Source organism: Agrobacterium sp. GW821-FHT02D03 (genome assembly GCF_059421725.1).
Window position 1 is genome coordinate 1,734,801 of sequence record NZ_JBWKVN010000002.1, and the last position, 20,017, is coordinate 1,754,817.

The window sequence follows — 20,017 nt, forward strand, 5'->3', positions numbered from 1 at the left end:
AAACTTCCGCTTTTGGCGCAACTTACAGTCTGCGCAAGACGCGCCTTCGTGAAACGATATTAATGGATTGGGCTCGCTGTCCTCTCAGCGAGAATGCTCAATCGATACACATGTAAATTCAAATTTGCAATAGTATTCATTTGCAAAATATGATTTTACTGAGGTCGTTTAGGGCAGAGGCAAAAAATGAGTGACGTTCGATCAGGGCAAGGTGAAATCCATCACCGCAGGGTGCTGGCAGAGCGCATCGCGAAAGTCGCAGGAGCCAGAGCAAAAGGATTTCTTTCGAAACCAGAACGGCTGAAAGCAGAATTGAAATCATCCACGCAAGATTTGGTAAGCATCGCAGACCGCGCGACCGAGAATTATCTGCGTGGAATGATCAAGAAAAATTTCCCGGACGATGGTATCGTTGGCGAAGAAGCGGGTTCGACGCTTGGAAACTCAGGCTACACCTGGGTGATTGATCCGATCGACGGAACAATGGCGTTTCTCGTGGGGCAACCGAACTGGTCGGTGTCAATTGCGGTCACTCGGAGTTGTGAACCGGTGATCGGCGTCATTTACGCACCAGTTATGCGCGAACTCTACGTCGCCGAAGCTGCCTGTGGCGCTACACTCAATGATAGAAAATTGATCATGAGAAGCGACTGGACAGTCCAATCAACAAACATAGGCTATGGGGGCACGGAACGTGCCGATCCTGTTGAAGTTGGTGCCTTTGTGACGCAGCTCTATAAGGAAGGTGGAGTTCTTTTTCGCATAGGCTCGGGCGCGCTGATGCTGGCTTATGTCGCCGCCAACCGCCTTGGGGGCTATTATGATCCAACTCTCTTTTGCTGGGATTGTCTCGCCGGAGTGGCGCTCATACGCGAAGCGGGTGGTCTAGCGGAGTTCGCAGGCGATTTAAGTAGCCCGGGGCCAATATGGGCAGGCAATCATACCGTTTTTGCTGACCTTAAGCGGCTGAGCATAGTTCGCGAGGAATAGCTGGAAATAAAGTCTAAAGTTGTGAGAATTGACGAGGCAGTCTCCTCGCATGCCTATGCGTCCTGCTCTCCAGCGACGGTGATGATCCTGGAGTGATCTGGTAGAGAGAGGTGCAATGAAGCATTGTGGTCCCCTCGCGCTCTTCGCCGAAACTGATTGCTCCGGGGACGATGCCGGGGCATTTGTTGACGGTACCATCGTTGGACTCTTTCTCGCGAGGCAAGATAACTGAATAGTGTGATGGTAGCCAACGACAGCTACTCGGAATTACCTCTTCTTCAGTCAAGATATTGTTTTAAATGATTACAATCTAAGCTCAGCGGGAAAGCTCAGGCGTCCCCCAAAACCGTCGTTGCGCGGCCAAAACCTCATCGCGATGTTGGTCTGCCCAGTTAAGGATTGCCTGCAGATGCGGTTCGAGCGAACGCCCCAAGCGAGATATTTCATAAACGACTGCAACGGGCGCGGTGCTGACAACCGAGCGGGTTATGAACCCGTTGGCTTCAAGCCGGCGCAGACATTGCGTCAGAGCCTTCTGCGTGATGCCATCATTGGCCCGTCGTAGCGCGTTGAAACGCATAGGCCCGCCGCACAGGCATCCTAGCACCAGCAACGACCACTTCGTCGTGATTTCCTCAAGTACGAGCCTGTTTAGTTCGAGGCTTTCCGGTGGCATGGTGGCCATGGGCAGGGATACTCCTGGAGACGTGGTAGCATTCAGGTGCGTAATTGTACTCACGTATAATATGTATACCTATATTGCCTACTCGCATCAAGGAGGCTCAAATGATATCCAGCAATGATCAGGCTAGCAGTCCGGAAATATCCAAAACGACTTCGGAAAATGTCATCCTCGTATTCGGCACAACCGGTCAGCAAGGCGGCGCCGTCGCGTCAGCTCTGCTGGCAGATGGTTGGTCCGTCAGGGCTCTCGTCCGCGACCTGAAGGCTCCCAAGGCCCGGGAAACAGCGTCTCTTAATATAGAGGTAGTACAGGGAGACTTTAACGACGAAGCTTCGATCAGATCAGCGATGACGGGTGTATACGGCGTGTTCAGTGTTCAGCCTAGTTCGGGGCAGGGGGCGGCCTATGGCGTTTCTGACGAGGATGAGATCAGATACGGCACGATGATCGCTGATATCGCCGCACAAGTCGGCGTCAGTCATCTTGTTTACACTTCGGTAAATGCCGCGGGGCCGGAGAAGACAGGCATGGGACACTTCGACAGCAAGTCGCAAATTGAGGCCCATATTAGGTCTTTGGATATCTCCAGCACCATCATCCGTCCGGCGGGCTTTATGGAGTTGCTTATGCTGCCGGGTTTGGGTCTGGATCAAGATGCCTATGTCTCTTTTTTGCGACCAACGCAAATCGGGCAAGTGATAGCGGTACGCGATATCGGTAAGATCGTTGCGGGTATCTTCTCCAACCCGGGCCGCTTCGCCGGTCGAACAATTGAGATTGCCGGGGATGAATTGACAGGAGAAAGCCTGCAGCGAAGCCTCAGCCGTGCTGCGGGTCGACCGATCGGATACAGCAGGTTTCCCGATGCTGTCTTGAAGGAGAACGAGTTTCTGCGGCGATTGACTGCGTTATTCGATGACGGGCGGCTCGCGGGACATGCAGATATCGGCGAGCTCCGCAGAGAGTTCGGTCACCTGCTGAGCTTCGATGAATGGCTCGACGGCCCGGGTAGACCGCTTTTTGAAGCGGCACAAAACGCCAGTAGCTCAGCAATCACTCTGCGGTGAACTCTATGCATCCGACATGAAGCCGCTACCTGCTACTTGGCCACAGTGTTGTTCGATCATAGATATCTGCTTGGTCAATGACTGGAAGATTGCCGAATGTCGAGAATAAGCCGCCTGTTCGAAATGCTCGGTATGCTGCGCGCGCGTCGGAGACCGGTCACGGCACTCGAGCTGGCAGAAGAGCTCGGCGTCTCGGAGAGAAGCGTTTACCGGGACGTCGAGACGCTGCGTCTGCTCGGAGCGCCTCTCGATGGCCAGGCTGGGGTCGGGTTCGTCCTTAGGGAGGGGTTCTTCCTCCCTAATTTCGCCTTCTCGCCGGAAGAACTAGACGCCCTTGTTCTCGGGCTAGGATGGGTGTGGGAAAGAGCGGATCATTCTCTAGCCCAGAGCAGCGAAAGCGCATTGGCAAAGATTATTTCGAGCCGGGCCGACCGATCTTCGGCCGCCGCCGACGCGCCTGCTCTCCTCGCAGCCGCTTCGATTTCCGAGCGCTCTGACCCAGAGCAGGTCGCCTCCCTGAGGGCGGCGATCCGCCTGCTACGCAAGGTCTCGATCAGCTATGAAGACGATGCTGGCTCTGTTACGGAGCGCGTCTTATGGCCGATCATAATTGTCTATTTCGATGACGTTCGCGTCCTTGCTGCCTGGTGCGAGAGACGATCAGCCTTTCGGCATTTCCGCGTCGATCGCGTTAGAATGGCGACGGTGCTCGATGAGCGGTATCCAGAAAGGCGGTCTTCACTCATGAGGCGGTGGCGGGAGCAGGATCGAGACTGGCGTTGGTTCCTGACAGTTTCTGACGGAGCACCGGGTTAGACTTTCAAACGCGCGCGTCAAGAGCGCTTCGATGAAAGGATAATGATATGGTTGCTTTTTCACCTGACGTCTTCGCGAGGTTCCTGGCCAAGGAAGACGATGATCCCGTCGTGATGTTGAATCTTATCCGCTTCTTGCCCGATGGCGGACGCGAACGACATCTTGAGTATTTGCGACTGGCAGAACCAATCCTGGGTCGTTTTGGTGTCCGGATACTATTCCGAGGCGATGGCCTGGAAGTGCTGACCACAGGCGATGTGCAGGGATGGGATGCGGTCCTGCTGGTTCAGTATCCTCGACGGACTTCTTTCAAGGAGATGGTGGAAGATACGGAATATCAGGCCGCTTTTCAGGTTGGGAGGTCCGCCATTGCAGATATCGTTCTGCAGCCGCTGAAGATCTCAGAACACTTCTAGAAGCGCCGCAGAGATGACTCGGACAATGCATCGCGGTGGGACGCGTTGCAAGCTGCCACCGCGTCATGGGTGAAAACTCACCCATCCTTTTATACGAGTGGGCATGATCCCACCCAATCTGAACAAGAATTCCCTCGAGGCAGCGAATGATTTTTCTTCAGCGTTGTCACCCATTCCCACTCCTGTAGCATCGCAGTGGGGATGGGAGAGGAGGAAAATTTCATGCGTTTCAGCACAACGCTTTTACCGGCGATTGCGTTTATTGCGATCGCTATCGGCAGCGCCACAGCACAACAGGGTGACGGCGAAGATCCAAAGAGGGCAGACTGCCCTACAGCCTTGCCAGCCGGTACAGAATGTTTCGCAGGCCAGGATCTGCATGGCGCCTATTATTGGATTGCAAAACCAAAGAATTGGAACGGTACTCTGGTCGTGCATGCCCACGGTGGTCCGCGCACTGCGAAGCCACAAGCGGATGACCCGGTAGAAGATCTTACGCGCTTTGTCGTGACGGTTCAGGAAGGCTACGCTTGGGCGGGATCCAACTATCGTCGGCAGGGTTACGGCGTGCGCATGGCCGCGGAGGATACCGACAGCGTAAGGCGCATCGCCATTCAACAGCTTGGCAAGCCGAAACATGTCCTGCTTCACGGCCAGTCGTGGGGCGGCAATGTTGCTGCGAAGACCGCGGAGCTTTATGCGCTCGACTGGCAGGGTCGTAAAAACTACGACGGCGTCGTTCTGACCAGCGGGCTTTTAGCCGGAGGGAGCCGTGGATACGATTTCCGCGCCGATCTACGCGCAGTCTACCAGTATTATTGCAAGAACCACCCGCGAAAAGACGAAATGCAATATCCCGTTTGGCAAGGCCTGCCAAAGGGGGCAACGATGAAGCGCGAAGAACTTGAAAAACGTGTCAATGAATGCACAGGCTTGGGGCTTCCAGCGAATGAGCGCACAGCGCAACAGTCTAGAAACCTGAAAAACATCCTTGCGGTCACCAAGGTGCCGGAGAAAACTGTTGTGGCTCATCTTTCTTGGGCGACCGGACTTTTTTCGGATATCGTTTGGCGCCGACTGGATGGAAAAAATCCTTTTGACAACTCCACGGTCACGTACACGGGGTCCGATGACGATACGGCGTTGAACAAGGGTGTTGAACGCTTTGAAGCCGACCGGGAGGCACGTCGCGCAATGGCCTACGACGCCGATCTCACCGGCCAGATCGTTTTGCCTACAATAACGCTCCACGCAGTCAATGACCCTACAGTTTTCGTAGATCACGAGGCGATCTACCGCCAGACGGTAGAGGAGGCCGGGAATAGCGAACTGCTTGTACAGAATTTCTCCGACGAGGCGGAGCATTCAAAACTATCAACTCCGCAGTACGCAGCGCTGTTTACCGCAATGCTGACCTGGATCGAAGAAGGTAAAAAACCCACCAAACAATCCGTGGCCTTGCTTTGCGAGGGAAAGCGCAAGATTTACGATGAGGCATGCAAGCTTTTGCCTGACTACGAATTAAAACTCCCGGCGGAGTGAGTTTTATCTGTATGTGTGAACCGCGATAGCCGCTTGTCAGCGGCTGTCGCAACTACGAACATTTCAGCTCCTCTAAGCAGCGTATCGACTCAATGGTAAAACTAGGCGCTGCCCCGCCACTAAAATTATTGAGGCCCACAGGTCACGACGATCTTGGTCCCCCACCCCTGACTTGAACTGAGCGACTGCCCGCTGTTATGCCAGCTTCAAGGCACCTCTTAGGATCGAGTTGTTCGAGCCATGCATCGATGAAGCCCGCATTGAACGCATCACCTGCACCTGTGGTATCAACGACATCGACATCGTGAGCTGGTGCATGCCAGATACTTCCATCGAACGAAATCCAGGCTCCTGCTCCCCCGACTTTGAGAGCAACGGTTGGGAAAGCTTCTGAAAGTTTTCTGATCGCTGCGTCCGGGGCTTCATGGCTTGTGATCGCGGCGGCTTCCTCAAGGTTGGGCAAAAAGACATCTACGCCGGCACAGGAATTCAGGAACCCATCATCATAGATTAAAGAGGCGTCCCAACTCGGGTCCAATGAGACGGACATTCCCTTATCTTTTGCGCGCGACACCAAGTCCGGGATTTCGTGAAGAGTGGCAAACTCCGCGATGTGCAGATGGCGTGCTTCTTTCCAAGCTAGAGCATCGTCCAGCGTTGAGGGGAGGGCTGACCCAGCGCGGCGGGTCAGAAATGCTCTGTCCTGACCGACTACTGCCGCCACGGTCACCTGTGGTCCCGCATCCGGTGAGTGATCTATAAATTGGAGTTCAACGCCGCTGTCTTTCATTTTTTCGCCGATTATGGACGAAAGCGCGTCATTGCCCAACCTCGCCAGCAAAGCAGCCGGTCGGCCGATGTCAGTGAGGTGTGCTGCCGCGATGTAGGCGCCACCACCCGCCGCAATTTCCAAGTCGCCCGCAAACAATTCGCGGCCCAATACAGGCAACTCTTCTAACCCAGTGAAAATAAGGTCGCAATAGATTCGGCCGATACTGATAACCGCTGCTTTTTCTCTCGTCATCATGCGCGGCCCAGAAGTTTTTCCGTCTTTGCATCGAAAAGGTAAAGCGTCCCGCGCTCTGCCCGGCAGTGCAAGTGACTACCTACGTCAGGGATGGATTTGTCGCGCGCTGTGGCTATGACCGAACCGTTGTCTATGTCCAGGTGCACCAACGTTTCTGGACCTAGCGGTTCGACCGCCGTCACAATGCCTTCCAGCGCAAAGCTCCCGGTATCGGACATGCTTTCCCCGACCAGGAGATCATGGGGGCGCACACCTATCAAAAGCTCACCCGTTGCCGAAGGCACCGCGCTGGTAGCAGTTCTGGTTCCCCGGAGAAGGTTCATCGAGGGACTACCTATAAATCGGGCTGTAAAAACATCGACCGGAGATTCATAGAGCTCCGTTGGTGTTCCGACCTGCAAAATGTGCCCGTCCTTCATCACAACGATCCGGTCCGCCATGGTCATGGCCTCGACCTGATCATGAGTTACATAAACCGTCGTCGTTTTGAGACGCTGATGTAGACGCTTAATTTCGATGCGCATCTGCGATCTGAGCTGCGCGTCGAGATTGGAAAGCGGTTCATCGAAAAGAAATGCTGCTGGATCACGCACCATGGCCCTTCCGATGGCGACACGCTGGCGTTGCCCACCCGAAAGCGCAGCCGGTCGACGATCCAGGAGGGCTTCAAGTCCGAGGACTTTCCCAGCATCTTCAATGCGCCGCCTTTTTTCTTCGCGATCGAGCTTGGACGTGTAAAGTCCGAAACCGATATTCTGGCGAACAGTCATATGCGGATAGATCGCATAATTCTGGAATACCATGGCGATATTGCGCTGTTTTGGCTCCTTTTCGTTGACGACCTTTCCGCCGATCTTCAATATGCCGTCAGAAATCTCCTCTAGTCCTGCAATCATACGAAGTGTCGTGGATTTTCCGCAGCCTGATGGTCCGACAAAAACCACGAATTCTCCGTCGCCGATAGCGAGATCTATACCCTTTACGGCCTCGACTTTGCCGTAGCGCTTTACCAGTTGATTGAGTTCAATAGTCGCCATTATCGTGCTCCCGTAAGGGCAGTGAATTTTTGCTCCAATTCGGCTGCCATTGCGGCCTCATGATCGGCTGCCCGCTGTGCTTCCTTCTCGAACGCGAGAAGTGTGTCGCGATATACGGCGATCGCGTCCCGCATCGGGTCAGGCGCAGGCCCACCGAACCGGGCACGGACTTCAACAAAATGTTCTGGAGAGACGATGTGCCTGAATTGCCCCTCGTCCAATTTAGTTTCTCGTTGTGTGAGCCCGGCAAAGGCTTGCCGGAAAGGCTGGTAACCAGCGTTTGGGAGATCGCCGCCAGAGGCGACCACGCTCTTTGCCACTTGTGCAGCGATTTCGTGCGCCTGACGGAAAGAAAGGTCTTCGATGCGCACGAGAGAGTCGGCGAGCTCGGTTATCGTAATACACGAGCGCCGGATGTTTTGGTCAACGCGATTGGGGTCGATGATGATCTGGCTGACGAGGCTGGCAAATAGATCTAGCACGCGGCCTGCAGTCGCAAACGCCTCATAACCAGTGCCTTGGCTCTCGCCCTCGCTATCGTTCATGTCTGTAAATGGTGTGTTGTGCATGATGTCCAGCATGGTGCGTGCCCGGCCAAGCGTCTGGCTGGCGAGATGCCTCAGATGCTCGATTGGAACGGGATTTCGCTTCTGGGGCATAATGGATGAGATCTGCACCAAGGAATTCGGCACGTAAATCTGTCCGACTTCGAAGCTTGTCCAGAACTGGAAATCCTGAATAACCCTTCCAAGGTGCAGGAACATAAGCTCGATGGCCGAGTAAGTTGATGTCGTGTAATCAACAGCTGCTATGCAAGAGTATGAGTTGCGAACAGGTGCGGCAAAACCAAGGAGGTTCGCCACACGGGCGCGATCAATGGGAAAGCCGGAGGTTGTGATGGCAGCGGCGCCCATAGGCGACAGATCGACAATACGTCTGGCCTCGCCCAAACGCTCGATGTCCCTGAGCAGAACCTCGATCGCCGCGGAAAGATAATGGCCGAAGGTCGTGGGCTGAGCGGGCTGTCCATGTGTGTAGGCGACGATCAGGGTTTTGTCGTTGCGCTCCGCAGCATCGATCAATGCTTCGAGTAGAATTCGCGACTTACCGCTTAGCCGGTCGATCTTATCTTTAAGATTAAGCTTGAACAGAGTGTGATCGATGTCGTTGCGTGACCGTGCTGTATGCAGTCTTCCTGCAACATCGACGCCGATGCGGGATTTCAGCTCTTTTTCAATTAGGAAAAAGAAGTCCTCTACCTCGCCGGTATAGACGAGGGTCGAGGGATCTATTGCTTGATCGATGTCCTCTAATGCTTTTGCGATTTTTGAAGCGGTGTCGAAATCAAGAATTCCGGTCTCGTGGAGCATGACAAGGTGGGCGCGATCAATGCGCCGAAAGCCCTCGGCGTGATGGTGTTTAGCGCCATCGAATAGCGGGCGAAGGACAGTTTCCTTATACACATTGTCTGGAAACACACTGGTATCGGAGATATTTGGGCTGTTACGGGTCATGATGTTATCCTTTCAGTCCCGCCAGCATCACTCCACGCACTATGTAGCGTTGCAGTACGATGAAGACGATGAGGGTGGGGATGGTGGCGATAGCGGCACCCGTCATGATCATCTCCCACTGAATCTGCTGTTCAACCGCAAAGCTCGAAAGCCCAACCGGCAATGTGTACAGTTCCTTGCTTGTTGTGACGATCAGGGGCCAGAAGAAGGCCGTCCAGTTGCCCAGGAACGTAAAGATGGCAAGCGCTGAGAGCGCTGGCGTCACCAGAGGCAGCGCGACCTTCCACCATATCTGGAATTCATTGAGGCCATCGACACGCGCGGCTTCGAGAAAGTCATTGGGGACGGTCTCGAAGAATTGCTTCATCAAGAATGTTCCGAACGCTGTCATCATGCCGGGGAACATGATCCCCCAATAGCTATCGAGCCAGCCGAGCTGACTGGACATCAGATACCACGGTATGACGAGCATCTCGGTGGGGATCATCAAGGTCGAAAGTATTGCAAGGAAAATAAAATAACGGCCTCGGAACTCGAACTTCGCCAGCGTGTAGCCCACAAGGCTATCGAAAAAGCAGTTGGAAATCGTCACCAAGACGGCAACAACCGTCGAGTTGAAGAACCAGCGCAGGAAACGTCCGTCCGCCAGAACGGTAATGTAGTTATCGAGGGTCGGCGCTGCAGGGATTAGCCGAAGATCGTAGACCTGATCGGCTGTCTTAAAGGAGGTAGCGAACATGAAGAGCAGCGGTGAAAGCATGATCAGGCCACCGAGGAATAGCAATGTCCAAGCAAGAATACGACCTGGTCGGATGCGGGCATGGGAAAGCGGCGGAGTTTCGCTCATTTCTTTTCCCTCAATATCCAGAGTTGGAGCAGTGAGACGAACAACAGGATGGTGAAGAGGACGACTGTCTGAGCCGCGGCGTAACCCATCGCGTAGGAATTGAAGGCCGTTTGGTAGATCATCAAGACGAGCGGCTTGGTTGAGCCAAGCGGACCCCCCGGGTCGTTTGTCGTCATATTGTAGACTTGGTCAAAAATGCGCAGGAAGCCGATCGAAGAAAAGACCACGAGAAAAACGGTCGTTGGCTTTAGAAGCGGAAGTGTGATCTTCCTGAGGATGGCCCACTCCCCAAGCCCGTCAATTCGGGCAGCTTCGTAGAATGTCGTTGGGATCGCACGCAATCCAGCCATGAAGATGATAATCTGGAAGCCCAATCCCGCCCAAATGGCTGTCACCATAACTGAATAGAGCGCCTGATCGGTGGACCGAATGAACGGTTGTTGGGGTACCCCCAGCACGCCGAGAACATCATTTATGATGCCGATCGGGGGAGGCTGGTAAAACCAGCGCCAAACCCAAGCCATCGCGGCGGCCGTCGTCAGGTAAGGCAAGAAATACAGTGCCCGGATGAAACCGTGCAGGATCCGTACTCGGTCCAGGAAAAAGGCGATCACGAAGGCCAGTACGAGACTAATCGGGGTGCCGACGATGAGGTAGGTAAAGGTGTTTTTGAACACTTTCCAGAACTGCGGATCTTTGAAGAGCTTCACATAATTGGCGAAACCGATGAATTTGGCCGGTCTTAAAAGATCCCAGTTCGTGAATGATAGCCAAAAGGCATGAAAAGTCGGGTAGAAGCGGATCACGCTGTAAAACAGGATAGGGATCGCTAGGAAGCTCCATATCCATATGAGACGCTTTGTCCGCATGGGAAGGCGATCTCGCAAGGAGCCGCCGGGGCGGCCATTCGCCACCCCATCTTGATCAATCGCCGCCATGGCAGAAACTCCTATCAGGGTTGCGCCGCGTCGATGATTTCCTGCTCGGCCTCAGCCGCCTGCTTGATCGATTCCTCTACCGACTGGCCTTCAAGAAGGACGCGGTTTGTCATGTCAATGGCGTTTTGGCGCTGTGCGGCTTCGTCCAGAAATATCGTTGTGTGGGCATATTCGAGACCCTTCAGGAACGGGCCGTAGATAGGATCTTTGAGGTTTGCGTCCGTAAGAGCCGCAGACCGACGGGCAGGGAGCTCCCCAACAGTTGTCAACCAGATAGACATTGCCTCTGGCGAGGAGATGTAGGCGAGAAATTTCTTCGATGCCTCGAGCTTTTCACCGGTGGTCTTTGCACTGATACCATTGGCGAAATAGCTCGCGTAGTTGGAGCGGATATTCTTGTCGTTAGTTGGAAGTTCGGTAACGCCCCACTCGAAATCTTTGATGGTGCGGAACGAGCCGAGGCGAAACGTCCCGTCTATGGTCATTCCAGCTTTGCCAGCACGAAACGCTGCCTGACCTTCATCCATAAAGCCGGCTTGTCCGATCTTCTTTTCGAGCTGGAGGCTGGTATAGAATTTCAGGGAATGGATGCCAGCGTCGCTGTCATAGGCGACCTTACGGTCATTGTCTGTATAAGGTTCCCCGCCATATTGCCGAATGAGAACTTCGCGCCACCACTGATGGTCCTGTCCACCCATATCGAGCGTTGTTCCAGCGACAGTCAGGTTTCCGGCATCGTCATGCTTGGAAATCTTTTCAGCCGCAGCCACGAACTCGTCCAGGGTTTTGGGAGGATTAGCGGGGTCGAGACCCGCTTCCGTGAAGAGCTTCTTGTTGTAGAACAAAGCAAGTGACCGTACAGCCGTCGGCAGGCCATAATAATCATCTCCCCGCTTCATGGCGCTGACGATGGGGAAAAATTCGCTTTCGATCTTGTCATGGGGGAAGGCGTCCGAGGGTAGTGGCTGCAAGATCCCTCCTGCGGCAAACTTGTCGAGCCAACCGTAGAACAGCTGCATCACATCCGGCCCGTTGCCAGACATATTGGCCGCAATCACGCGTGTCTGATAGTCGGCGTAAGGAAAAGTAACCTGCTTGACGGTGATGTCTGGATTGGCCTTTTGGAAATTAGCGATCAATTCATCCATCGCTTTGACCCGTGTATCGAAGACATACTGCCAATATTGTATCTCAACGGCCTGCGCGGCGTTGAATGCAAATGTGCTGAAGCCGGCGACCAATCCGGCAAATAGAGCTGTCCTGCGCATGTGAGCCTCCTGTTTCTCCGTCCGGTCTTCCGGGTACGGAGTGATCGTTCCCTTTATTCACGCCTTGGCGCGTGACTCATCGACTTCAGACCGTAACGTTTCGTCGAAGCGCAACTGAGCCGGTCGTCAAGATCGGCTATACGGTTCTCTGAAGGCGCGCATTTGTCAATAAGATAATTTACTTGAATTAATGTATTGCGTGTATTCTCGTTCCGGAGTTATGTGTTTCAAGCGGACCGGAAGTGAGAAATGACGTTACACACGATGGAAGCCTATCCAGTCGCTATCGGAAAAAATCCTGAGCGAAGCCGTGAGCATAATCGGCGGGTCGTTCTCGATATCGTGCGCCGGCATGGATCGCTCGGACGAGCTCAACTTGCGAAAATCACCCATCTTACTCCCCAGGCAGTTGCCAACATTGTCGATGAACTGGTCGGTGAGAAGCTTCTGAAAGAGTTAGGTCGACGGCGTACAGGTCGGGGACAGCCGCCAATACAGTTTGCCGTTAATCCAGACGGTGGGGCGACCATCGGAGTGGAAATCGCCGCCGATCACATGGTTACAGTGGGCCTCGACCTAGCCGGAATTCTGCGCGCGCATCGCGTAACGCCTTTGACCGACACGTCGCCCGAAGCCATCCTTAAAACCTTTTCAACAGATCATGCTGCAGTCGCAGACCAGGTGGGATGCCGATTACTTGGCACGGGCGTCGTCATGCCGGGGCCGTTCGAGATCGATGGTATGACCTCGGTTGGTCCCACGACTCTCTCCGGTTGGAACGGGATTGACGCGCGGCAAATGCTAAGCGAGGCATGCGGCCAACAGGTCGTAGTGGAAAACGATGCAACGGCTGCGGCTGTGGGCGAGCGCCTGTTCGGTGCGGGGCAATCTATCCCGAATTTCTGTATGATCTATTTCGGAGTTGGTATCGGCCTTGGCATGATCCAGGACGGCGCCCCTTATCGCGGTGCCTTCGGAAATGCTGGCGAAATCGGTCATGTGACTGTTTCGCCGCGGGGTCGAGCATGTCCTTCATGCGGCCAGAAAGGCTGCCTGGAAGCCTATGCGTCCGTCTACGTCCTCAAGGAGCGGCTGGGTCAAGCAGGTATTGCCAACACCGAGCTCGACAACCTGGAATCCCTATTCAAGATGCAGGATCCAACGGTCATCGACTGGATCTATGATGCGGCAGCGCATCTCGCTCCCATGATCGCCATGCTCGAAAACATTCTTGATCCGCAGACAATCATTCTGGGTGGGGCACTACCCGAGGCGATCATCGCGAGCATCATCCAGCGGATGGGAACACTGCCGACTTCGGTTGGTAGCCATCGTCAGCGCGAATTACCGCGGGTCATGACCGGGAAATCCGGTCAGCTGACCGCCGCGCTTGGCGCTGCTGCCTTGCCGCTATTCGACATCGTGACACCAAAGCTAGAGACATCTCTGGGCACCGCAGCCGTTATCGACTGAAATTAAGGGAGACAAGCATGCTTAGTCCTCGTGAGCGCATCGAACGCCAGATGGCCGATCCCTGGCTCATTCGTCTCCATCGTAGGCTGAGTGCGCTGACTTCCACAATTACCGTAATGCATACGGGTGCGCATCCAGATGATGAGCAGAACGGGTTGCTGGCCTATCTTCGGATGGGGCTTGGCATGCGCACGATTATCGCATGTTCGACACGCGGAGAGGGTGGACAGAACGCGTTGGGGCCGGAGCGTCTGGGCGCGTTGGGCGTCATCCGATCGCGTGAATTGGAAGAGGCCGCCCGGATTATCGATGCAGATGTCAGCTGGCTTGGGCACGGCCCAGCGGATAGAATTCACGATTTCGGCTTCTCCAAGAATGGTGACCAAACGTTCGATCGATGGGGAGAACAGCGCATTGTGGAACGATTGGTTCGCGCCTACCGTAAAGAGCGGCCGGATATCGTCATCCCGACCTTCCTTGATGTGCCCGGCCAACACGGCCATCACCGGGCCATGACGCGAGCTGCCAGAAGCGCTGTTGCGCTCGCCGCAGATCCTGCCGTATTTCCTGAGCACGCTGCCGAAGGATTGCGGCCTTGGAAGGTGGCGAAATTCTACCTTCCAGCATGGTCTGGTGGTGGCGACACCTATGATGACGAGGTTCCTCCGCCGGACACAACGCTGGTGGTCGAAGCGGTCGGCAAAGAGAAGGCGACCGGCGCCGAATATGACCGGATCGGCGAGTGGTCCCGCTATTATCACGCGTCGCAGGGCATGGGGCGCTGGCCAGAACAGCCGCAGCGTATCTGGCCCTTGCATCTCGCCATTCCAGGAGAAGGGGCGGGTGAGGAAACTTCTATCCTCGACAATCTCCCATCCTCATTGGCGGACCTCGCAGGTTTTGATGGCCTCGATCCGGCTCTCGCAAAGGCGCTTATCGAAGCCCACGGGGCTATTGCTGAAGCCATTTCAGCCTATCCGGATACTCAGCGGATAGCACGGTCGCTGCTCACCGCAGCCCATTTCCTGCAACAGGTCGACGAGAGCTCTGGTCAGCCGTTCCGAGAACTGCATGAGCACAGGATTGTCACCAAACGCAGGCTGGTGGATTTAGCGATTTTGACCGCACTCGACCTCTTCGAACGAGCTTACAGCGAGCCAGCTGATATCGTTCCAGGAGGGACTGCAACGCTTCGGGTCGAGTTATCCGACAGAGCCAGTGAGTTTCAAGCCGACGTTAAGCCGGTTCTTCCTGCGGGTGTAAGCTATGATGTTCGATCGCTTTGTCGGCCGGTCGTTTTTTCTCTCGCGGCGGACACTAATGCTGCTGTTTCTAGTCTCTACCACCCAGGCTGGAAGGCCGCAGGGGGCAACGGCCACGCGTATGTGCAGATATCGGCCGTTGTGGATGGGCGAGAAGTGTCTGGTCTTTTCGACTTGGAAGAACCATTTTTTGTCACCCCCCCTCAGTCGTTGACGCTGAAACCCGATGCTCTCCTCGTCCCAAAGGGACAAGATCAGAACAACATTCGTTTTGCGGTAGATATAGACGGGGGACATGCCCCGATCTCTTTCAAAGCCGCAAGCGGTTGGAGCGTGCGCCACTCAGGAGGCGACTGGTTTGCTGAGCTCGCAGGCGAAGGCGCAGCAGGTCTTGTCCAGCTGGAGGCGCTTTCCGGCGGGCAACCGGCCTTTCAGATCACGCCGATTGCTTATCCGCATATCGGTCGGGCACGCTTTCTGTCGCCCTCGACTTTGAAGATTTTGTCGCTGGATCTCAAGCTGCCTAAAAATGCGCGCGTCGGCTATGTTGGCGGCGGCGCAGACAGAGTGGGTATTTGGCTCGCGCGCATGGGCTTAAATGTCACTGAGCTCGACGCGCATGCGCTTGGTGGCGATCTCTCCGCCTTCACAACTATCGTCGTTGGTATATTTGCTTTTGGGATTCGCAGGGATCTTGCAGAGGTAACCGAAAAAATTCATCACTTCGTCGAGAGCGGCGGGCATCTCGTTACCCTCTACCACCGACCGACCGACGGATGGGACCCCGAAGCGACGCCTGTGTGCCGGCTTGAAATTGGCAAACCCTCGCTTCGCTGGAGGGTAACGGACCCAGCAGCAGAGGTCATAGTGTTGCAACCCGATCATCCGCTGCTCATCGGTCCCAATATTATCGATGCCTCAGACTGGACCGGCTGGGATAAGGAGCGCGGTCTGTATTTCGCCTCGAATTGGGACGACGTCTACGAGCCGCTGCTGGCCATGCATGATGTTGACGAGCAACCCTTAAAGGGCGCACTGGTCTCGGGTGTGATTGGAACAGGGAGACACACCCATGTCAGCCTCGTGCTGCATCACCAGATGGACAAGTTGGTTCCAGGTGCTTTCCGATTGATGGCCAATCTTGTGCAGCCGGCGTGAACGACGAAGAAGAACACGACAGGCACCTTGGCCCGCAGAGGAGCGACTTCCATGCGGGTATTGGCTGGCTATTGCTGGACATGGCTCTTGTCGCTGGCGGGATGACCGCGCTGGTGAAAGCTCAGGGTGTAAATTATCCTGCCTTCCAACTCGTTTTCGTTCGGGCGATGATCGGCCTGCTCTTCATCCTGCCGCTCATCTGGCGACACCGAAAAGAGATGAGAGCCGTTCGATATCCCTGGCGCAACCTTTTCCGCATTTGCTGTAATGCTATCGCGTTGACGAGCAATTTCATTGCGATCGGCTTGCTTCCTCTGGCGACTGTGAATGCCGTAGGCTTTTCGCGGCCACTTGTGACAATGGCGCTTGCTGTTACCTTGCTTGGCGAGAGCGTGAACCGGTATCGATGGGCTGGAGCCTGTCTTGCTTTTATAGGTGTGGTCGTTGTCATCAATCCCGTAGGTGGAGAGATCAATGCAGGTGTTCTGGTTATCCTCCTCTCTGTTATCTTCGGTGCTTTAGCGGTAATACAGGCGCGCGCCCTGCGGGCAGAAAACACGACCGTGATGATGGTCTTCTATACGGTCGGACTTGCCGTTATCACCGCCATTCCAGCCGTATGGACATGGAGGCCAGTCGCCCCATTTGACTGGATTCCCCTCCTCGGAATTGGGCTATTGGCGCAACTTGGGCAGTATTGCTTCCTGCAGGCCTATCGTAAGGCCGCTGCCAGCATTCTTGCGCCTGTCAGCTATCTGTCCCTTCTGGTCGTCACAGCTGTTGGATATTTCGTGTTCCAAGAGGTGCCTGAACAAAGGGTGTTGCTGGGGATCGCGATCATTCTGATTTCGCTACTGTCGACGGCGATCCTTGAACGAATTGCAAGGCCCCGGATGTAGGGTGGATGTACATTTTGATCACAGGGTTGACGAAAAACATCCCAGAGAGATCCTACTGAATGTACTCGCCGACACCGACGATAGATTTTAGCTTAAACGCTGCGCTTGGAAACCGCAGTTTGGGCATTCAACAACCCATGATCCGCCGGCTGCCCAACGACTTATGATGCCACTGCGCGCCTTCTGGACAAAGACCATGCGATGTTGAACCTATGCTTCGTCGGGACCTAAAGGCGTTGGAACGTTGCCGTCAACGATATGGTGGTCGGCGCCTTCCCCCAAGGCTCTTGAAATTTGTGAACTTGAGCCCTTCCATGTTGTCAACGATTCCAACATCTTCCGCCCTTATCATCCCCGGCAACATATGATGACAGAAAACCTCACCTCAGGAGAAACGCTCGCGAATGATGGTCGACCTCGCTCAGCAGTATCATTGATGACGGCGCGGCACTCGAGCGCATCATCGACGAGTTGACGACAAGACCAGTCTTGATTGGCAGGGTAGATCGCGCAGTTAGTGCGATGCTCCGGAGATGACGATCGGGATGAATTGGCCATCATCGCTGCCTTCAGTATTATCCACTCCACGTTTTCTGATCTCTTCGACCAGCGAACCTAAAGCCAAATCGAGGCAGTAGGTCGAGAATTCAAGGTCGAGATCCTTAGCGCTGTTGCGCGCATAGGTCACAAGCCGTGCAATCGAAACCAGCTCTGGTGCGATATCGTCGTTTTGATCGGCGTTCTTCTCACGAGTATTTAGTGCCATCATCAATCCTTCATTCCAAATCAGTGTTCTAGGTGAAGGATAAATTAGAAGTTACGGAATTGCGCGTGACATAGGCGTGACACAGCTTGGGGTGCCGAGCAGGATCGGACTACAACCAGCGTCCCTAGAGGATTTTTCGCCACTGCCTCGTCGAAGCGAAGGTCCATGCCGTAGGAACTTCTACTCGGCGGTCGTCAGCCGTCGCTATTGCATCCAGCAACTCCAACGCATCACGCCGCTTCTGGTTGATAGCGTTCTTCCGCAAGAGCATTTGTAGGGTTTCCCGAGATGAGTTGTTCGGTAGATCGGCGTTGGCGACGATTGCCCGGTAAGTTCGCTCTTTAAAGAACATTCGTTTGGCGCTTGTCATGAGGCTCGCATATTCCGCGTGATCAAGTTGGCACCGCAAAAACAGATCTTCGAGAGTTGCCAAGACGTTCACCAAGGGCTCGGACAGGGACACGTAGTTCATCTCTCTTGGACCATGGATTTGCGCGACATCGGAATCGTCAACGAGTTCGCCACTTTCATAAAGGCTGTAGATCTTGCCAATCCCGGCCATCCCAAATGCTGCACATTCCGCAGCCCTCAAAGCGCCCATACTGCTTGAGCCGTAAACGCGAACGCCCTGAGAGAGAGCGAATAAAATTTCCTTGTGCCAGATGGGGGCTACATCTTCGAAATATCCGTCAATTAAACCGATCACCGTGGCACCTTCGGTGACGGCTGCTACGAAATCTCCGTGCTTGGCCGGGCCGCGGACTTCGACATCCGTCGGTACCAGATTCACTGCATCCGGAAGCGTCGGGCCGGCGAATACAACCTTCATAGCTAAAACAACGCCTTCGATATACCTCGAGCCCCAAAACGTCTTTTTCGCTCCCCTGGCGGATTTTCAAGGTCAGGCACCAAGACTTTGGCGACTGAGAATGGAAAATCCGGCGGTGTCAGCGGAGCGACGACGACAGAGGCCACAGATGCAGTTTCAAGATGCTTGAGCACGGTTTCGAACATGTCTTCCAGTGGTCCAAGGCCTACCGTCTTGAGGGGAGGGAGGGGTCTTGGCTCGGCGTTGAAATAGTTCCGAACTTCCTGCGGTAGGGGCCGTTCGAACGTCTCTGGATAGATGTCGTCCCTTGCGCCGCCGATATAAGTCAGGCGGGATTGAATCGCTTCCGTAATTGCCCGGATTGCGGCTCGCGCGGGATCGAGATGCGCACCGCTTCCCTTTGTCACGTCGATGAAGCGCGAATTGCTTCCTGATGTGATTGAGGCCGACCCCAAAAACGCTACGAAACAGGCGATGCCGATGTCGCTCGTAATATCGAACAGCCGAAGTTCTAGACCTGCCGTTTCAATTTTACTGACGAGCCCATCTATGACTGGATCCAGAAGGCTGCGAGGGTCGAGGCAGGTCTTAAGGCGCTGATCTGCGTTCGCTATATTCCACAAAGTTTCTGCATCGCGCTCGATACGTTCCAGGACTCCATGGAAGCTCGCTTCTAAGAGTGTATTTCCAGATGCTAGGCCATCCGAAGACTGCCAGAACCTAACCACCTCTGGAGTACGATCCAGGATGACAGCTTCATAGGGAACCCAGGTTTCAACTTTGGATAAAACATCTCTTGCCCGAACCCATGTTAGCATCTCGTCGTCGGCTATGTCGTTCTGACCTTGGGCGATGAGACCCACGAGGTTATCGACCACCCGCCCTTCCAGTTCGAGGCTCGCTTGTGTTGCAGTGATTGTGTCGATCGATGGACTGCCGGCGATGGCGCGCTCGAGCGCCTCCATCGTTGCAGACACTTTAGCATCAGCATCAGTGATACCCTTGCCGTGATGGATGACGATCGAGCGAGCGTTAGGAGTAACTGCGCTCCAGACGGGAACACCGATATTGTCGAGACCAGTCAATCGAGATACGCGAGTGATCCCGTAGCGTGGGAGGAAGGATGCGACGCGCTTGAGCGTCTCCTCTGGCGTGCAGATACGCGCCGAGTAAGTGGCAGAGCGGGCCTCAGGAAGGTACGGCATCTGATCGTTTAACATCACTGTCTTCCGAGGCCGCATCGTTGGCTAGCTTATCCGTCGAGATGACCGGAGAAGGCGTCGTCGGCCGATTTCACGGAGACAGCGAAATCCACGCCTTTGATGATAGTAGCCCCGCTAGCCCGGAGTTTACCCGCAGCCTCCAGCGCGCTTCCTGCCGGCGGCTGAAAGGGCTTAACAGTTCCTGCATCAAGATCTGCAACCCATAGGCCAGTCTCACCTGGCGCTCCGATAACGACGATTCTTGCCATGCTAAAAATCCT

At 54.7% G+C, this 20,017-nt stretch carries 19 protein-coding genes; 8 read left to right on the plus strand and 11 right to left on the minus strand.

Translation table 11 applies throughout. The annotated features are described in order from the left end of the window. Window positions 1–186 precede the first annotated feature (186 nt). Window positions 187–990, plus strand: a complete 804-nt coding sequence (locus AC07U5_RS21220) for an inositol monophosphatase family protein (protein WP_494724185.1) — start codon at window positions 187–189, stop codon at window positions 988–990. Window positions 991–1,306: 316 nt separating this feature from the next. Here AC07U5_RS21220 and AC07U5_RS21225 read toward each other — a convergent pair whose 3' ends face one another. After that, on the minus strand, window positions 1,307–1,675 hold the full coding sequence (locus tag AC07U5_RS21225; protein WP_112519766.1) for a winged helix-turn-helix transcriptional regulator: 369 nt from the start codon (window positions 1,673–1,675) through the stop codon (window positions 1,307–1,309). A 101-nt stretch (window positions 1,676–1,776) separates the two neighbouring features. Between AC07U5_RS21225 and AC07U5_RS21230 the strand changes: the two genes are divergently transcribed. The 4 genes from AC07U5_RS21230 (at window position 1,777) to AC07U5_RS21245 (ending at window position 5,516) form a co-directional block, all read left to right on the plus strand. After that, the gene (locus tag AC07U5_RS21230) at window positions 1,777–2,742 is read left to right on the plus strand and encodes an NmrA/HSCARG family protein (RefSeq protein WP_494724186.1); all 966 of its coding nucleotides are present in this window, start codon (window positions 1,777–1,779) and stop codon (window positions 2,740–2,742) included. Window positions 2,743–2,838: 96 nt separating this feature from the next. Then, window positions 2,839–3,558, plus strand: coding sequence for a helix-turn-helix transcriptional regulator (locus tag AC07U5_RS21235; protein WP_494724187.1), 720 nt, complete (start codon window positions 2,839–2,841; stop codon window positions 3,556–3,558). A 47-nt stretch (window positions 3,559–3,605) separates the two neighbouring features. Continuing rightward, window positions 3,606–3,974, plus strand: coding sequence for a DUF1330 domain-containing protein (locus AC07U5_RS21240; RefSeq protein WP_062424450.1), 369 nt, complete (start codon window positions 3,606–3,608; stop codon window positions 3,972–3,974). A gap of 222 nt (window positions 3,975–4,196) precedes the next feature. After that, window positions 4,197–5,516: an alpha/beta hydrolase family protein gene (locus AC07U5_RS21245; RefSeq protein ID WP_494724188.1), complete on the plus strand. Its 1,320-nt coding sequence runs from the start codon at window positions 4,197–4,199 to the stop codon at window positions 5,514–5,516. A 142-nt stretch (window positions 5,517–5,658) separates the two neighbouring features. Here AC07U5_RS21245 and AC07U5_RS21250 read toward each other — a convergent pair whose 3' ends face one another. Genes AC07U5_RS21250 through AC07U5_RS21275 form a run of 6 tightly spaced genes read right to left on the minus strand, consistent with a single transcriptional unit; the run spans window position 5,659 to window position 12,147 of the window. Further along, window positions 5,659–6,543 (minus strand): carbohydrate kinase family protein, encoded by an 885-nt coding sequence (locus AC07U5_RS21250; RefSeq protein WP_494724189.1) that lies wholly within the window; start codon window positions 6,541–6,543, stop codon window positions 5,659–5,661. Then, entirely contained in the window at window positions 6,540–7,580 is a 1,041-nt protein-coding gene (locus AC07U5_RS21255) for an ABC transporter ATP-binding protein (protein WP_112358059.1), read from the minus strand. The genes AC07U5_RS21250 and AC07U5_RS21255 overlap by 4 nt, the downstream gene beginning before the upstream one ends. Beyond that, the gene (gene argH, locus AC07U5_RS21260; RefSeq protein ID WP_494724190.1) at window positions 7,580–9,094 is read right to left on the minus strand and encodes an argininosuccinate lyase; all 1,515 of its coding nucleotides are present in this window, start codon (window positions 9,092–9,094) and stop codon (window positions 7,580–7,582) included. The genes AC07U5_RS21255 and argH overlap by 1 nt, the downstream gene beginning before the upstream one ends. 4 nt (window positions 9,095–9,098) lie before the next feature. Beyond that, a complete protein-coding gene (locus tag AC07U5_RS21265; RefSeq protein WP_494724191.1) occupies window positions 9,099–9,941 on the minus strand; it encodes a carbohydrate ABC transporter permease in 843 nt (280 codons plus the stop codon). Further along, window positions 9,938–10,879, minus strand: coding sequence for a carbohydrate ABC transporter permease (locus tag AC07U5_RS21270; protein ID WP_494724192.1), 942 nt, complete (start codon window positions 10,877–10,879; stop codon window positions 9,938–9,940). Before AC07U5_RS21270 ends, AC07U5_RS21265 begins: the two co-directional genes overlap by 4 nt. Window positions 10,880–10,893: 14 nt before the next feature. Further along, the gene (locus tag AC07U5_RS21275; protein ID WP_494724193.1) at window positions 10,894–12,147 is read right to left on the minus strand and encodes a sugar ABC transporter substrate-binding protein; all 1,254 of its coding nucleotides are present in this window, start codon (window positions 12,145–12,147) and stop codon (window positions 10,894–10,896) included. A 249-nt stretch (window positions 12,148–12,396) separates the two neighbouring features. Here AC07U5_RS21275 and AC07U5_RS21280 point away from each other — a divergent pair, with 249 nt between their 5' ends. From AC07U5_RS21280 to AC07U5_RS21290, 3 genes are read left to right on the plus strand one after another with little or no spacing between them, the layout of a single operon-like run. Continuing rightward, window positions 12,397–13,620, plus strand: a complete 1,224-nt coding sequence (locus tag AC07U5_RS21280) for an ROK family transcriptional regulator (protein WP_494724194.1) — start codon at window positions 12,397–12,399, stop codon at window positions 13,618–13,620. 17 nt (window positions 13,621–13,637) lie between these two features. Continuing rightward, window positions 13,638–16,040 (plus strand): PIG-L family deacetylase, encoded by a 2,403-nt coding sequence (locus AC07U5_RS21285; RefSeq protein WP_494724195.1) that lies wholly within the window; start codon window positions 13,638–13,640, stop codon window positions 16,038–16,040. Beyond that, window positions 16,037–16,939 (plus strand): DMT family transporter, encoded by a 903-nt coding sequence (locus tag AC07U5_RS21290; RefSeq protein WP_111846553.1) that lies wholly within the window; start codon window positions 16,037–16,039, stop codon window positions 16,937–16,939. The genes AC07U5_RS21285 and AC07U5_RS21290 overlap by 4 nt, the downstream gene beginning before the upstream one ends. A 514-nt stretch (window positions 16,940–17,453) precedes the next feature. On the opposite strand, the gene AC07U5_RS21295 is transcribed toward AC07U5_RS21290, so the two are convergent. From AC07U5_RS21295 to AC07U5_RS21310, 4 genes are all read right to left on the minus strand, one after another. Beyond that, the gene (locus AC07U5_RS21295) at window positions 17,454–17,708 is read right to left on the minus strand and encodes a hypothetical protein (protein WP_494724196.1); all 255 of its coding nucleotides are present in this window, start codon (window positions 17,706–17,708) and stop codon (window positions 17,454–17,456) included. 121 nt (window positions 17,709–17,829) lie between these two features. After that, window positions 17,830–18,534 carry a TfuA-like protein gene (locus tag AC07U5_RS21300; RefSeq protein WP_062599753.1) on the minus strand — a complete coding sequence of 235 codons (705 nt, stop codon included), beginning with the start codon at window positions 18,532–18,534 and terminating at the stop codon, window positions 17,830–17,832. A gap of 2 nt (window positions 18,535–18,536) precedes the next feature. Then, the gene (locus AC07U5_RS21305; RefSeq protein ID WP_162693806.1) at window positions 18,537–19,754 is read right to left on the minus strand and encodes a YcaO-like family protein; all 1,218 of its coding nucleotides are present in this window, start codon (window positions 19,752–19,754) and stop codon (window positions 18,537–18,539) included. Window positions 19,755–19,786: 32 nt separating this feature from the next. Beyond that, complete coding sequence (locus tag AC07U5_RS21310) at window positions 19,787–20,005, minus strand: hypothetical protein (protein ID WP_062424462.1); 219 nt, start codon at window positions 20,003–20,005, stop codon at window positions 19,787–19,789. Window positions 20,006–20,017: the final 12 nt, after the last annotated feature.

Coding starts and splice junctions, on each gene's coding strand:
- AC07U5_RS21310 (WP_062424462.1), bottom strand. CDS start 20,005: ATGGCAAGAATCGTCGTTATCGGAGCGCCAGGTGAGACTGGCCTATGG.
- AC07U5_RS21300 (WP_062599753.1), bottom strand. CDS start 18,534: ATGAAGGTTGTATTCGCCGGCCCGACGCTTCCGGATGCAGTGAATCTG.
- AC07U5_RS21265 (WP_494724191.1), bottom strand. CDS start 9,941: ATGAGCGAAACTCCGCCGCTTTCCCATGCCCGCATCCGACCAGGTCGT.
- AC07U5_RS21270 (WP_494724192.1), bottom strand. CDS start 10,879: ATGGCGGCGATTGATCAAGATGGGGTGGCGAATGGCCGCCCCGGCGGC.
- AC07U5_RS21235 (WP_494724187.1), top strand. CDS start 2,839: ATGTCGAGAATAAGCCGCCTGTTCGAAATGCTCGGTATGCTGCGCGCG.
- AC07U5_RS21285 (WP_494724195.1), top strand. CDS start 13,638: ATGCTTAGTCCTCGTGAGCGCATCGAACGCCAGATGGCCGATCCCTGG.
- AC07U5_RS21245 (WP_494724188.1), top strand. CDS start 4,197: ATGCGTTTCAGCACAACGCTTTTACCGGCGATTGCGTTTATTGCGATC.
- AC07U5_RS21305 (WP_162693806.1), bottom strand. CDS start 19,754: ATGTTAAACGATCAGATGCCGTACCTTCCTGAGGCCCGCTCTGCCACT.
- AC07U5_RS21230 (WP_494724186.1), top strand. CDS start 1,777: ATGATATCCAGCAATGATCAGGCTAGCAGTCCGGAAATATCCAAAACG.
- AC07U5_RS21295 (WP_494724196.1), bottom strand. CDS start 17,708: ATGATGGCACTAAATACTCGTGAGAAGAACGCCGATCAAAACGACGAT.
- AC07U5_RS21225 (WP_112519766.1), bottom strand. CDS start 1,675: ATGGCCACCATGCCACCGGAAAGCCTCGAACTAAACAGGCTCGTACTT.
- AC07U5_RS21250 (WP_494724189.1), bottom strand. CDS start 6,543: ATGATGACGAGAGAAAAAGCAGCGGTTATCAGTATCGGCCGAATCTAT.
- AC07U5_RS21220 (WP_494724185.1), top strand. CDS start 187: ATGAGTGACGTTCGATCAGGGCAAGGTGAAATCCATCACCGCAGGGTG.
- AC07U5_RS21280 (WP_494724194.1), top strand. CDS start 12,397: ATGACGTTACACACGATGGAAGCCTATCCAGTCGCTATCGGAAAAAAT.
- AC07U5_RS21255 (WP_112358059.1), bottom strand. CDS start 7,580: ATGGCGACTATTGAACTCAATCAACTGGTAAAGCGCTACGGCAAAGTC.
- AC07U5_RS21275 (WP_494724193.1), bottom strand. CDS start 12,147: ATGCGCAGGACAGCTCTATTTGCCGGATTGGTCGCCGGCTTCAGCACA.
- AC07U5_RS21240 (WP_062424450.1), top strand. CDS start 3,606: ATGGTTGCTTTTTCACCTGACGTCTTCGCGAGGTTCCTGGCCAAGGAA.
- argH (WP_494724190.1), bottom strand. CDS start 9,094: ATGACCCGTAACAGCCCAAATATCTCCGATACCAGTGTGTTTCCAGAC.